The 14,005-nt window shown below is 66.0% G+C and carries 11 protein-coding genes; 4 read left to right on the plus strand and 7 right to left on the minus strand.

Going from position 1 to position 14,005, the window contains the following annotated elements; genetic code table 11:
- Positions 1–196: 196 nt before the first annotated feature.
- A complete protein-coding gene (locus JF515_RS19110; RefSeq protein ID WP_203106029.1) occupies positions 197–1,456 on the plus strand; it encodes an acyl-CoA dehydrogenase family protein in 1,260 nt (419 codons plus the stop codon).
- Here the strand turns inward: JF515_RS19110 and JF515_RS19115 are convergent.
- On the minus strand, positions 1,431–2,333 hold the full coding sequence (locus JF515_RS19115) for a LysR family transcriptional regulator (protein ID WP_203106030.1): 903 nt from the start codon (positions 2,331–2,333) through the stop codon (positions 1,431–1,433). The two genes, JF515_RS19110 and JF515_RS19115, sit on opposite strands and share 26 nt — an antisense overlap.
- A 96-nt stretch (positions 2,334–2,429) precedes the next feature.
- Between JF515_RS19115 and JF515_RS19120 the strand changes: the two genes are divergently transcribed.
- Positions 2,430–3,293, plus strand: coding sequence for an aldo/keto reductase family oxidoreductase (locus JF515_RS19120; RefSeq protein WP_203106031.1), 864 nt, complete (start codon positions 2,430–2,432; stop codon positions 3,291–3,293).
- 22 nt (positions 3,294–3,315) lie between these two features.
- Here the strand turns inward: JF515_RS19120 and JF515_RS19125 are convergent, their stop codons facing one another.
- From JF515_RS19125 to JF515_RS19135, 3 genes are all read right to left on the minus strand, one after another.
- Positions 3,316–4,974 carry a flavin-containing monooxygenase gene (locus tag JF515_RS19125; RefSeq protein ID WP_203106032.1) on the minus strand — a complete coding sequence of 553 codons (1,659 nt, stop codon included), beginning with the start codon at positions 4,972–4,974 and terminating at the stop codon, positions 3,316–3,318.
- Positions 4,975–5,041: 67 nt separating this feature from the next.
- Positions 5,042–5,971, minus strand: a complete 930-nt coding sequence (locus JF515_RS19130) for a ferritin-like domain-containing protein (protein ID WP_203106033.1) — start codon at positions 5,969–5,971, stop codon at positions 5,042–5,044.
- Positions 5,972–5,995: 24 nt separating this feature from the next.
- On the minus strand, positions 5,996–6,817 hold the full coding sequence (locus JF515_RS19135) for an SDR family NAD(P)-dependent oxidoreductase (protein ID WP_203106034.1): 822 nt from the start codon (positions 6,815–6,817) through the stop codon (positions 5,996–5,998).
- Between the two features lie 91 nt (positions 6,818–6,908).
- Here JF515_RS19135 and JF515_RS19140 point away from each other — a divergent pair, with 91 nt between their 5' ends.
- Entirely contained in the window at positions 6,909–7,541 is a 633-nt protein-coding gene (locus JF515_RS19140) for a TetR/AcrR family transcriptional regulator (RefSeq protein ID WP_203106035.1), read from the plus strand.
- 22 nt (positions 7,542–7,563) lie between these two features.
- On the opposite strand, the gene JF515_RS19145 is transcribed toward JF515_RS19140, so the two are convergent.
- Both JF515_RS19145 and JF515_RS19150 read right to left on the minus strand, forming a co-directional pair.
- On the minus strand, positions 7,564–8,034 hold the full coding sequence (locus tag JF515_RS19145) for a DUF2147 domain-containing protein (RefSeq protein ID WP_203106036.1): 471 nt from the start codon (positions 8,032–8,034) through the stop codon (positions 7,564–7,566).
- A 175-nt stretch (positions 8,035–8,209) separates the two neighbouring features.
- Positions 8,210–9,343: an aminotransferase class V-fold PLP-dependent enzyme gene (locus JF515_RS19150; RefSeq protein ID WP_203106037.1), complete on the minus strand. Its 1,134-nt coding sequence runs from the start codon at positions 9,341–9,343 to the stop codon at positions 8,210–8,212.
- 251 nt (positions 9,344–9,594) lie between these two features.
- Here JF515_RS19150 and JF515_RS19155 point away from each other — a divergent pair, with 251 nt between their 5' ends.
- Entirely contained in the window at positions 9,595–10,542 is a 948-nt protein-coding gene (locus JF515_RS19155; RefSeq protein WP_338015257.1) for a 2-hydroxyacid dehydrogenase, read from the plus strand.
- A gap of 31 nt (positions 10,543–10,573) precedes the next feature.
- Here JF515_RS19155 and JF515_RS19650 read toward each other — a convergent pair whose 3' ends face one another.
- Positions 10,574–13,864 (minus strand): carboxyl transferase domain-containing protein, encoded by a 3,291-nt coding sequence (locus JF515_RS19650; RefSeq protein ID WP_203106038.1) that lies wholly within the window; start codon positions 13,862–13,864, stop codon positions 10,574–10,576.
- Between the last annotated feature and the right edge of the window lie 141 nt (positions 13,865–14,005).

Consider the following 14,005-nt stretch of genomic DNA (forward strand, 5'->3'; position numbering starts at 1 on the left):
TCAATGTAAACTTCAAAGGCCGCCATGATGCCCCCGGCCCGACGCCGGGGAAAGGGCAAAACGGGCCGTTCCGACGGCGCTACGGCCAATCCGCTGGCCCCTTCGCCAGCCCTTGATGTGGGTCAACGGCGGCCCCGCCCGGGCGCCCTACCCTGGCCGGATCATGCCACCGTCTTGCCGATGATCCGGAGTCGCCATGGATTTCAGTTTTTCCGAGTACGCCGTTCAGGTCCAGGACCTGATGCGCCGCTTCATGGACAAGGAGGTACTGCCCCGCAACGCCGACTGGCACCGCGTGGCGGGCGAGGGCCGCTACCCCCTGGCGGTGCTGGAACCGCTCAAGGCCCGCGCCCGGGAGCTGGGCCTGTGGAACCTGTTCCTGCCGGAGCTGCGCGAGAACGAACCGGGCACCGCCATGAGCAACCTGGACTACGCGCCCCTGGCGGAAATCATGGGCCGGCTGCCCTGGGCCTCCGAGGTGTTCAACTGCAGCGCCCCGGACACCGGCAACATGGAATTGCTGCACCGCTTCGCCGACGAGCACCAGTACCGCCAGTGGCTGGCGCCACAGTTGGATGGCGAGATCCGTTCCTGCTTCGCCATGAGCGAGCCGGACGTGGCCTCCTCCGACGCCACCAACATCGGCACCACCTTCCGCCGCGACGGCGACCACTACGTGATCGACGGCCGCAAATGGTTCATCACCGGCGCCAACCACCCGCACTGCGCCTTCGCCGTGGTGCTGGGCCGCTGCGACGACGCCCCCGGCGGTGAACCGCACCGCCAGCACTCCATGCTGATCGTGCCCATGGACGCCCCCGGCCTCACCGTGGAACGCAACATCCCGATCTTTCAGCACCATTCCCCGGAAGGACACTGCGAGTTGGTGTTCCGTGGCGTGCGGGTGCCGGTGAGCCACCGCCTGGGCGCCCCCGGCGAAGGCTTCGCCATGGCCCAGGCGCGGCTCGGCCCGGGCCGAGTGCACCACTGCATGCGCACCATCGGCCAGTGCGAGCTGGCCCTGGAAATGATGTGCGAACGGGCCCTGGAACGGCGCGTGTTCGGCAAGAGCCTGAGCGAGCATGAGAACGTGAGGGACTGGATCGCCGAATCCCGGCTGGAGATCGATCAGGCGCGCCTGCTGGTGCTGCACGCCGCCTGGCTCATGGACCGCCACGGCAACGCCGCCGCGCGCACCCAGGTGTCCGCCATCAAACTGGTGGCGGCGCGCCTGCAGACCCGCGTGGTGGACCGGGCGATCCAGGTGTTCGGCGCCATGGGCCTGTCCCCGGACACGCCGCTGGCCTACCTCTACACCTGGGGCCGGGCGCTGCGCTTCATGGACGGCCCGGACGAAGTGCACCTGCGCACCGTGGCCCGCGCCGAACTCAAAAAAGCCCGCGAACACCGAGGCGACACCGCCGCCTATTTCACCCTCCAGGCTCCCCGCCTTTGATGAAATCGATGAACGCCCGCAACGGCGCCGGCACCAGCCGGTGCCCAGGGTAGTACAAATAGAGGCCGGAGAAACTCTGCCACCAGGGCTCCAGCACCGGCTCCAGCGCGCCGCTTTCCAGATACGGACGCAGCCATTCCTCGAACAGCGTGATCACCCCGAGGCCGGCCACCGCCGCTTGCACCGACAATTCCACCGCGCCACCAATACTGACGGTCAAGGGACCGGTCGGCTCGATCTTGATAACCTGCCCGTCCCGCTCGAATTCCCAGACCGCCGGGCGGCCTCCGGCATAGCGCCCTCCGAGACAGGGAAAATCCAGCAAGTCGCCAGGGTGCCGTGGCTGGCCCAGACGCTCGAGCAGTGCCGGAGCCGCGGCGGTGGCGAAGCGCTGGATGCGCGGCCCGATGGGCACCGCGATCATGTCCTGCTCCAGCCGTTCCTCATAGCGAATACCGGCATCGCAACCGGCTTCGATCACATCGACCACGTTGCTTTCCGCGACAATCTCCAAGGCAATGTCCGGATAGGTCGCCAGGAACGCCGGCACGATCGAGGGCAGCACCAGTTGCGCCGCGCTCACCGGCACATTCAGTCGCAGCGTCCCCGCCGGCGTGTCGCGGAACCGGTTGAGTGAATCCAGGGCCGTTTCGATCTCCTTCAAGGCCGGATTCAAGCGAGCCAGAAGCAGCTTCCCCGCCTCCGTGGGGACCACGCTTCGCGTGGTGCGGTGAAACAGACGCACGCCCAGGGACGCCTCCATACGCCGCACCGCCTCACTCAGCCGCGACGCGCTACAACCGAGAGTACGCGCCGCTTCCCGAAAGCCCCCGGCGCGCGCCACGGCGGCCACCGCGTTCAGGTCACTCAGCTCCATTGTTCATAATTCCGTACAGCTTGTTCCAATTAATCCGTATTGTCGCACAAGCGCCGTCTCTCTACATTGGAACCTCCTTGAACAGGAGAGCGAACCATGACCACCAGGACATTCAAACTCGGCGACCGCGAGGTGAACCGGCTCGGTTACGGGGCCATGCAACTGGCCGGCCCGGGCGTGTTCGGCCCGCCCCGGGACGAGGCGGCGGCGCGAGCGGTGCTGCGCGAGGTGATCGACAGCGGCATCAATCACATCGATACCTCCGACTTTTACGGCCCCCATGTCACCAACCGTCTGATCCGCGACACCTTGTCGCCGTACCACCAGGATCTCACTCTGGTCACCAAGGTCGGGGCACGCCGCGACGACCAGGGCGCCTGGCTGCCCGCCTTTTCCAGGGACGAGTTGATCCGCGCGGTCCACGACAACCTGGACAACCTGGGACTGGAGAGACTGGAAGTGGTCAACCTGCGCGCCATGTTCTCAGCGCACGAGCCCGCCGAAGGCTCCCTGGAGGGCCCGTTCACGGTGTTGGCGGAATTACGGGAGCAGGGCCTGATACGGCACCTGGGGCTGAGCAATGTCACCGCCGGGCAGGTGGAAGAAGCGCGCCGCATCGCCCCCGTGGCGTGCGTGCAGAATCAATACAATCTGGCCCACCGCGACGACGACGCCCTGATCGATCAGTTGGCGGCGGATGGCATCGCCTATGTGCCCTTCTTCCCGCTTGGCGGGTTCTCGCCGCTGCAATCGACCACCCTGGATCAGGTGGCCGCCGACCTCGGCGCCCATCCCATGCAGGTGGCGCTGGCCTGGCTGTTACAACGCGCGCCGAACATCCTGCTGATTCCCGGCACCTCATCCGTGGCCCATCTTCACGAGAACCTGACCGCGGCGACACTGAATCTGCCCGATCACGCCCTGGCGGCGCTGGAACGGATCGCCGGGGTCCAGCCGTAAACCGGCCGCCCGGGAGCCGCCGTCAGCGGGGCTCGCTGTCGTAGTCCCCGTCCTCGAAGGTGGCCATTTGCGCCCGATACTGGGTGGCGAAGCCGGGGAACATGGTGGCGTTGAAACCGTCCTCGGTGAGGTACCAGCTCTTGCAGCCGGAATTCCAGTTGGTCCGCGCCAGGCGCTTCTGAAGCTGTTTATTGTGTCGCGCCTGCACCGTCGGCTTCACGTCGAGCAGTTTGAGGTTGTCGTCCAGCAGCCGGTGCACGCCGCGCAGGGCGTAATCGAGCTGGGCTTCCATGTAGACCAGGGCGGAGTTGTGGCCCGGCCCGCTGTTGGGCCCGAACAGGAAGAACAGGTTCGGGTAACCGGCCACGTTGATGCTTTTGTAGGCCTGGGCGCCGCGCGCCCACTCCTCGCCCAGCTCGCGGCCGGCACGGCCGCGCACCGGAAACGGCGTGCCGCTTTTGGGCACGTCGAAACCGGTGGCGAACACCACGCAATCCAGTTCGTGCTCCACGCCATCGGCGGTGCGAATGCCGTTCTCCGAGAACTTGGCGATGGGCCAGGTAATCAGTTGGGTGTTGTCCTTCCGCAGCGCTGGATAATAGTCATTGGACACCAGCACCCGCTTGCAGCCGATGCGGAAGTCCGGCGTCAGTTGCCGGCGCATCCAGTCGTCCGTCACCTGGCGGCGCAGGTGACGGCGGGCCAGGCGCTCCGCCAGCCGGGTCAGCGGCGAGTTCCAGATCACCGCCATGGCCATGGTTTCGTGGGTCCAGTAAAGCGCTTCGCGCACCGCCCTCTGGCTGGCGGGCAAAGCCCGGAACAGGGTCTTGTTCCAGTCCGGGGTACGGAAATCCGGACGTGGAATCACCCAGGCCGGGGTGCGCTGGAACACCTTGAGGCTACGCACCTTTTCCACCAGCTCTGGAATGATCTGCACGGCGCTGGCGCCGGTGCCGATCACCGCCACGCGCTTGCCGGTGAAGTCGTAGTCATGGTCCCAGCGGGCACTGTGGATCTTCTTGCCCTGGTAATCCTCGACACCGTCGATGTCCGGGAAGCGGGCATTGGACAGCGGCCCCTGGGCCATCACGGCGGCGCGGGCACGCAGGGGTTCGCGGCCTTCCAGCTCGGCGGTCCACAGGCCCCGGCGGGCATCGAAGTCCAGCGCCGTTACGTTGTGCTGGAAGCGAATATGCTCTCGCAGCCCGAAGGCGGACACCAGGTAGTGGATGTAGTCGAGAATCTCGGCGCCACCGGAATAGCTGTGCGACCAGTTCGGGTTGGGCGCGAAGGAAAACGAATACAGGTTGGACGGAATATCGCAGGCGGCGCCGGGATAGGTATTGTCCCGCCAGGTACCGCCGACGTCGTCGCCGCGTTCCAGGATCACGAAATCGTCTATGCCTGCCTTCTTGAGGCGGATGGCCATGCCCAGGCCGGCGAAACCGGCGCCGACGATCAGCACCGAGGCCGGTTTGGCGGCTGGTTTTCGGGTAGCGGCCTTACGCGGGGCTTTTTTGCTCGCGGTTTTTTTACTGGCGGCTTTCTTCGCGGCCGTCTTTTTCGGCGCCGCCTTTTTCACCGCTCGCTTTCCTGGCGCCGCCTTCCTGGCGGTGGCCTTGGGCGGAGTGGCGGCGGGGGCTTCGTTCGTTGTGATCCGGGATTCGTCGGTTTCGCTCATGTTATTTTCCGCTTTGCTCGGGGATCGCGGCTAAAGCGGTATGCCGCCCAGCCGCGCCTACGGGTGGTTACACGACGGGTTTGTAGGTGATGCCCTTGACCCAGGTCGGCACCCGGGAAGGCATGACCCGGTCCGGGATCAGGTCGGTGAGACGCACCATGGCGTCCACCGGCCCATGGTAAAACCGCTGACGCCGGTTGACGACGATGCGCCCATGGCGGCTGATGATCTGATACCAGGGGTTGCGACGACCGTCGGCGGTACGTCCACCAATGCGTTCGAATTTTTTCATCGCCGCGTACAGCCGCTCCTCGCCCAGCCCCATGGCGATCACGTTGTCGCGCATGCGATTGAGCAGCGGCGCGTAGGAAGCGATACCCAGGATCAGGCGCGGGTCCAGAATCGTGCCCAGGGTCTTGAGCACCTTCATATAAAGATCGCCGTGACCCTGCATTTCCAGTACGTGGAACCCCACACCCAGGTGCCGGGATTCATCGTCATTGATGCGCGCGAACGCCTGGTGGCATACCGGGTCGTCCACGGTATCAAGCAGGAAAGTACACAGCGCCCCGTCCAGCGCGATCTCCAGCATCGGGATCACCGAACCCAGCACTTCCAGAGGCATGTCGTCGCTGTAACGATCCAGCCACTGGATCACCAGGCGCAGGTTCTTGTTGGGCTCCGGTACCCGGTCGCCATCCAGCATGCCCCAGCGCTTCATCAGCGCCATCTCGGCATTGGCGTGACGCTGCTCCTCGGCGTGGAAGTAGGTGTAGATTTCCTTGAGGGTGTCGTTGGGAGCCTTCCTGGCCATGGCCGCGAAGCCCCGGGCACCGACGTGCTCGATCCACATCAGATCGGCCATGAACGCCTTGAGCTTGGGCCACTGCTCCTCGGTGACCAGCTCGGCGCCCGGCGCGTCCCAGTCGATGTCCGCCAGCGCCCACTGGCTGGCCTTGACCTTGGCGAGCATTTTTTCGAGATCGATGGAAGCCATGTTGTTCTCCCTTTTTTGAAGGATTCAGGAAGCCAGGGTGAAGCGGCTGAGCAGACCGGCGCCACGCGCGTACAGCGCTGGCACGTAACGCTTGGCGCGCCAGATCAGTCGCGCGTCGATCTGCGGAAGGACATAGAGCCGGCCCTTGTCCAGGGCCTTGAGCGTGGTGCGGACGACGCCCTCGGCGGAAACGCCGGTGAGCGACACCCAGCGGTTCATCAGCGGCGTTACCGAGTCGTCGATGCGACCACTGGTGAAAATGTTGGTTTTCACCACCGTCGGGCACAGGGCGGTGACTTTGAGACCGCTGCCCGCGCTTTCCGCCGCCAGCGTCTCGGACACCGCCAGCACCGCCGCCTTGCTGGCGTTGTAGGGGCCCATGCTCGGTGCCGCCGCGAAGCTGGCGGTGGAACAAACGTTGATGATGCCGGCACGGGACAGTCCGCGCAGACGAGGCGCGAACACATGGCAGCCATGGATCACGCCCCACATATTGACGCCCATCACCCAGTGCCAGTCTTCCATGGGGATATCGCCGATGCGCTTGCCGCCGGCACCCACGCCGGCATTGTTGATGACCAGATCCGGCTCCTCGCCGAACCACTCGGCGGCGCGCTCCGCCAGGGCCTCCACCTGCTCCAGGCGGGACACGTCGCAGGCCACCATCAGCGCCTCGCCGCCCTGATCACGGATGGCGGCGGCGGTGGCCTCGGCGGCGTCGGCATCAAGATCGGCGCACACTACCCGACCACCACGGCGCGCCAGTTGCAGAGCGAAAGCGCGGCCGATGCCGCTACCGGCGCCGGTGACCACGGCGCGGGCGTTGCGTGAAATGCTGTCCGTCATGTTCAGAGTCCTCGCCAGCACGATGTCAAATTGACCGTGACATTCATCAATGGCAAGGTAGTCCGATCATTTGTTCGGATTCAACTCGGATATGCGGACTTCATCGCGTCAACGCCGGCCCACCCAGAAACGGGCCAAAGCCACCGTCAACGCCATCGTCGAGGCCGGTTTTATTTCCCTGTCCCGCCATGGCCTGGAAGGCACCACCACCCGCCACATCGCCGAAATCGCCGGCGTCGGCGTCGGCTCTCTCTATGAATACTTCGCCAACAAGGAAGAGGTGTTCGACGCCATGCACCAGCACGTGGTGAGGGAGGTGGTGGCCCTGGTGCAACCGCGCATTCCGGAACTGGTGCGCCTGGACATCCGTGAACTGGTCGCCGAATTGCTGTACCGCTACCGTGACCTGCTGGAACGGGACGATGGCCGCTACCTGCGCTACATGAGCTACGCTGCCTACTTCGCCCCGCGCAATCAGTTGGAACCGATCACCCAGTTACTGATGAATCTGTTGGTGCAATACGTCATGCACCATCCCCAACTGACCCGGCTGGGCAACCTGCCGGCCATGGGCTTCATCATGATCAATGGCGGGATATTCACGGTGATCCGCTATCTCACCGACCCCAATCCGGCGGTGGATTTCGACGACCTGGTGCGCGGCCTGGGCGACATGGTCGCCCACTTCGTGGATGGAGAACTGGGGAAATCAGTTAACAGTTAATAGCTTCAGCCGCGGCGGTCTTTTACTTGAGAAGGTCCTTGTGCAGGTGCGGCGCGTCGGCACCGACCCGCTGCCAGGTCTGGCTGCGACCGAGCAGGCTGACGCCGATGTAGCCGCGCGCTTCCAGGGTGTCCGGGTCGGCCAGAGTGGCCTTGGCGCTGTAGGTCTTGCCGTTGTCGGGAGAGTAGATGTTGCCGTCCTCCCATTTGTTGCCGCCGGCGTAGTGCAGGTCCTTGAGTACCTCCACGCCGAGCAGACGGCGGCCGCGCTTCTCCTCATCCGGGTTGTTCTCGTCGTAGCGGGCCTCGCCACTGCTTGAACCCACTACCCGGCCATTCCAGGTGTCCTCGTTCACCTGGTAAATCTGCACATAACCGCCACTGTCGGTTTCCCATACACCCTCGATGGCGTGGCTGTCGTCGGCGGCCCAAGCGGCGGCGCCGGCGGTAAGCAGCGGAGCGGCGACCAGGGCGGAAATCAGGGATCGGATCATGGTGGATTCCTCTTCGGTTGAAGGCGGTGAGCGACGTGAAGGGTATACAACTCCCGGGAAGTTGTCTGCCAATCCGTCGTCGCTTCGTTCCCCCTATTAGAAGGGCAATCCGGTGGATGGGTTTATAAAAAACCGTGAAAACGCGCCGGGCGCCGGTGGGCACCCGGCGGCGCGGTCAACCCAGAATGTGCTTCAGAGCGTTTTCCAGGGTCTCCACGGTACGCTCCACATGGTTGAGCTTATCAAGACCGAACAGCCCCACGCGGAAGGTCTTGAAGTCCGCCGGTTCGTCGCACATCAGCGGCACGCCACCGGCGGTCTGCAGGCCCTCGGCGATGAACTTGCTGGCATTGTGCAGGCCGTCATCGTCGGTGTAGCAGACCACCACTCCCGGGGCCTCGAAGCCCGGCGCCGCCACGCTGCGGATGCCATGGCGGGCGAACAGCGCACGCACCCGGCCACCCAGCTCTTCCTGCAGGGCCCGCACCACCGGGAAGCCCTGGGCACGGGTCTCCTCCATGAAGTCGCGGAAGCGCGCCAGACTGTCCGTGGGCAGCGTGGCATGGTAAGCGTGGCCGCCGTTTTCGTAGGCGCGCATGATGTCCAGCCAGCGCTTCAGATCGGCGGCGAAGCTGGTGCCGCGGGTCTCTTCAAGACGGGCCAGGGCGGTGTCGTTGAACATCACCAGGCCGGCGCAGGGTGACGAGCTCCAGCCCTTCTGCGGCGCGCTGATCAGCACGTCCACGCCGGTGTCCCGCATGTCCACCCAGATCGCCCCGGAGGCGATGCAGTCGAGCACGAACAGGCCGCCCACCTCGTGCACCGCCTCGGCCACCGCCTTGATGTAATCGTCCGGCAGGATCATGCCGGCGGCGGTTTCCACATGGGGCGCGAACACCATCTCCGGCTTTTCCCGGCGAATGGTGTCCAGCACCTCGTCCAGCGGCGCCGGCGCGAACGGCGCCGGCTCGCCCTCGCCGCTCACCGGCCGTGCCTTGAGCACGGTTTCATCGGCGGGGATGCCGCCCATCTCGAAGATCTGGCTCCAGCGGTAGCTGAACCAGCCGTTGCGGATCACCAGGCAACGCTTGCCGGTGGCGAACTGGCGGGCCACCGCTTCCATGGCGAAAGTGCCGCCACCGGGCACCACCGCCACCGCTTCGGCGCCATAAGCCTGCTTCAAGGTGGTGGAGATATCCCGCATCACCTGCTGAAAGGCCTGGGACATATGATTCAGGGAGCGATCCGTGAACACCACGGAATATTCCAGCAGACCGTCCGGGTCCACCTCGGGCACCAGTTGAGACACAAGCATTCTCCCGCTTCAAAACCTTGAATAATGACAGGCTCCCGTTATAGAGACGCCGGCGGCGCGCTGCAAGGCATGGTGGGGGAAAGTTAACAGTGAACCGTTAAAAGTGAACCGTTAAGAGCGCGGGGCCGGTGAAATGGAACCGGCGTGCCCGCGTCGAGGCGCGCCATGCGGTAGACTCCCTCTCCTGGTCCCCTTTCACTGTTAACGATTAACTGTTCATTTCTTTATTCGCTCGGAGCTTTGCCGTGACCACTCTCAACATCCGCACCCTTACCCTGCCCACCCAATGGCACCTGGACACCGTCAAGGACCAGGCTGGGGATCTGAGGTTGGGCGTCTGGGATCTGAAAGGCGCGCCCGAAGGGCTGAGCGAGGCGGAGGTGGAGGCGGTGGTGTTCCACCATCCGGCCGGCGAGGCGGGCAAACAGCGCCTGTCCACCCTGCCCAACCTGAAGCTGATCCAGACCCAGTCCACCGGTTACGACGGCTTTATCGAAGCGGGGCGCGGCGCCGCCGTGGCCAGCGCCTACGGGCTGCACGCCGGCCCCACCGCCGAGCTCACCCTGGGGCTGATTCTCACCGCCCAGCGTGGCCTGGACCATTTCGCCCGGGACCAGGCGGACCATGCCTGGCGACCGTTCACCACGCCGGGGCTACTGGACCGCAAGGTGCTGATGATCGGCACCGGCGGCGTGGGCGCCGCCATCGCCGAGCGACTGGCGCCGTTCGGCGTCGAGCTGACCCGGGTCGGCACCCGCGCCCGGGACGATGAGCACGGGCATGTGCATGGCGTGGACGAGTTACCGGCCCTGCTGCCGGCGGCGGAGATCGTGATTCTGATCACGCCGCTCAACGACGCCACCCGGGGCATGGTGGACGCGGACTTCCTGTCCCGCCTGCCAGACGGTGCCCTGGTGGTGAACGTGGCCCGTGGCCCGGTGGTGAACACCGACGCCCTGCTCGCCGAACTGCGAAGCGGCCGCCTGCGCGCCGCCCTGGACGTGGTGGACCCGGAGCCTCTGCCCGCCGACCATCCCCTGTGGGACGCGCCGGGACTTTGTCTGGTCCCCCATGTGGGTGGTCGCTCGGAAGCCCTCAAACCACGCCTGGCCACCTACCTGCGCGAACAGGTACGCCGCATTGCCAACGGGGAACCGCTTCAGAATCTGGTCCACGCGGGGAATCGCGGCTGAAGCCGCTCCTACGCGCCCGCCAGGCCGCCGCTCACCAGGTGTCGATCATCGGCCGGCGCTTCCCAGCGATGGGTTCCAGCCCGCCCGGCGGGGTGGCGCGCAGGCCGCGCAGAATCCAGGCGCGGGAATCCGCCGGGTCGATGACCGCGTCGATTTCCAGAGCGGCGGCCATGCTCAGCGCCTCGCCACGCTCATAGAGCTTGTCCACCAGTTGCTGAAACAGGGCCTGTCTTTTCTCCGGCGTTTCCTGGGCGTCCAGCTCCTTCTTGTAGGCCAGGTTCACGGCCCCTTCCAGGCCCATGCCGCCGAACTCACCACTGGGCCAGGACGCGCAGAACATGGGCGCGTGGAAAGAACCGCCGGTCATGCCCTGGGCCCCCAACCCATAGCCCTTGCGCGTCACCAGCGAGAGCAGCGGCACGGTGAGGCTGGCGGCGGTGACGAACATACGGCAGGTGCGGCGCACCATGGCGGTCTTCTCCTCGTCCGGCCCGACCATGAAACCGGGGGTGTCGCACAGGCTGACCATGGGAATGCCGAAGGCGTCGCACAGCTGCATGAAGCGCGCCGCCTTGTCGGCGCCGGCGGCGTCGATGGCGCCGCCCAGCACCTTGGGATCATTGGCGATCAGGCCCAGCGGCCGGCCCTCGATGCGTACGAAGGCGGTGATCATGCCCGGCGCGAAATCCCGACGCAGTTCCACCGTGGAGTCGGTGTCCACCAGCAGGCGGATCAACTCGCGCATGTCGTAGGCGTGCAGCCGGTTCTCCGGCACCGCCCGGCGCAGCCAGCGCTGGTCCTCGCAGTCCCAGCCGGTGACCGTGCCCTGGAAATAACCCATCAGTTTTTTCGCCAGGGCGGCGCCTTCCTGTTCGTCCTTCACCACGCAGTCAATCACGCCATTGGCGCGCTGCACGGCCACCGGCCCCACTTCCTCGGGCTTGAACACGCCCAGGCCACCGCCTTCGATCATGGCCGGCCCGGCCATGCCGATGCAGGCATTTTCGGTGGCGATGATCAGATCACTGGAGCCGGCGAACACCGCGTTGCCGGCGAAGCAGCGGCCGGACACCACGGCGATGCGCGGCACCAGGCCGCTGAGGCGCGCGTACTGCAGGAAACTGGGGCCGTCCAGGCCGGCCACCTTGGTGGCATTGTCGGTGTCGCCGGGGCGGCCGCCGCCACCTTCGGCGAAGAAGATCACCGGCAGCTTCTGCTGCTCGGCCACCTGCAGAATACGGTCGGTTTTCTTGTGGTTCATGGTGCCCTGGGTGCCGGCCAACACGGTGTAGTCGTAGGCCAGCACCGCGCAACGGCTTTTGCTTTCGTCGAACAGCCCGCCGTTCACCGCGCCGATGCCGACCACCATGCCGTCCGCCGGGGTGTTGGTGATCAGGTCGTCCAGGTCGCGGCGAGCGCGCTGGGCGGCGAAGGTGAAGGCGCCGTATTCGATGAAACTATCCTCATCGATGATCGCCGCCACGTTTTCCCGGACGGTACGCTGGCCGGTCTTTCGCCGCCGCGCCACCGCGTCCGGCCGGTTCTCATCGAGCAACAGGGCTTCCCGGGCCCGCAGTTTCGCCAGGTCCGGACGGATGCGGTCCAGATCGATCTCTTCTTCCTCCGCGTCGGCGTCGTCGGCCACCTCGCCCGGTTCGATGAACAACAGTGGATCGCCGGCGGCCACCGCGTCACCCACCGCGAAGGCGAGCTGGCATACGGTGCCGCTGGTGGTCGCTTCCACCCGGTGCTGCATCTTCATGGCCTCGACGAAGGCCACTGGCTGGCCTTCGCGGACGCTGTCGCCCTCGGCAACCAGCAGCTCCACCACCACGCCCTGCATCGGCGTGGCCACGCCTGCGGTACCCGGCGGCGCCTGGATCGACGGGCCCTGTGATTCCACCTCGCCACCGGCCTCGCCGAAGTGCAGGGACGGGTGCTCACCGCCGTTCACCAGCTCGGCCATGTGGTCGTCCACGAAGCGGGTGTAAACGGTGTTGTCGGTGACTTCGTCGCGCCGCAGCAGGTTCTGCAGGAAGCCGACATTGGTGTCCACGCCCTCGATACGGAACTGGCACAACGCCCGGTAGGCGCGCCGCACGGCGGTGGCGAAGTCGCCGCGACCGTGCACGATCAGCTTGGCCAGCAGGGAATCGTAGTGGGGGCTGGTGCGATAGCCGCGATAGCCGAAGGTGTCCACGCGGATGCCCGGGCCGGACGGCGGCTCGAAGGTGGCCAGGGTGCCGCCGGCGGGACGCGCCTCGCCGCTGGCGTCCATGGTTTCCATGTTGACCCGCAGTTGCACGGCGAACCCGGAAGGCGCCGGCACCGTGTCACGGCTCAGGCCCAGATCCGCCAGGGAAGCGCCGCCAGCGATTTTCAGCTGGGTCTGCACCAGGTCCACGCCGGTGACTTCCTCGGTGACGGTGTGCTCCACCTGCAGGCGCGGGTTGGCTTCGATAAAGGCGAAGCGGTTTTCATCCGCGTCCACCAGGAATTCAAAGGTGCCCAGGCCGCGATAGCCGACCCGGCCCGCCAGCCGCAGGGCGGCGTCCAGCAGCTTGTGCCGGGTCGCGTCGGAAAGCGTCGGCGCCGGCGCGATTTCCACCAGCTTCTGGTTACGGCGCTGCAGGCTGCATTCCCGTTCCCACAGGTGCACCGGCGCGTCGCCGCCGTCACCCACCACCTGCACCTCGATGTGCCGGGCGCGATCGATAAAACGCTCCACGTACAGGGCACCGTTGCCGAACGCGGCCTGCGCCTCCGCCTGGCAGCGCTTGAATGCCTCGGCCAGGTCGTCGCCGGGACGCACGATGCGCATGCCTCGCCCGCCGCCGCCGGCGATCGCCTTGACGATCACGGTGGCGTCGGCGCCCAGCCCGTCGCGGAACGCCCGCGCCTGCTCAAGGGTAGTGTCGGCACCGGTGCCGGGCACCACCGGTACCTCGCACTCCTCCGCCAGCACCCGGGCGCGGGCCTTGTCGCCCAACAGCGCCAGCACCTCCGGGGTCGGCCCCACGAAGGTGAGGCCGGCCCGCTGGCAGCGCTCGGCGAAGTCACGGCTTTCGCTGAGAAAGCCATAGCCGGGATGCACCGCGTCGCAGCCGGCCTCCACGGCCACCCGCACCAACTGTTCGGCGTCCAGGTAGGCGGCGGCGCCGCGCCCCTCCAGCCGCACCGACTGGTCGGCCACCCGGGTATGCAGCGACCGCTCATCGTCGGCGGGGTGGACCGCCACGGTGGCGATGTTCAGGTCGGCGGCGGCGCGGGCGATGCGCACGGCGATTTCGCCACGGTTGGCGATCAGAAGCTTACGGGTCATGGCGGCAGTCCGGTTTTTTATCAGTCGATTCACAGATCGTTTGGCGGCAAGATAGCGAGATACTGACTTGCACGTCAATTAGTATTGACTCAGGTTTTATTTACTTGCAGATTAGTCAACACTCGCAGCGTTCCACCCAAC

Origin of the sequence: Alloalcanivorax marinus (assembly GCF_016785095.1) — a bacterium.
Taxonomy (GTDB): domain Bacteria; phylum Pseudomonadota; class Gammaproteobacteria; order Pseudomonadales; family Alcanivoracaceae; genus Alloalcanivorax; species Alloalcanivorax marinus_A.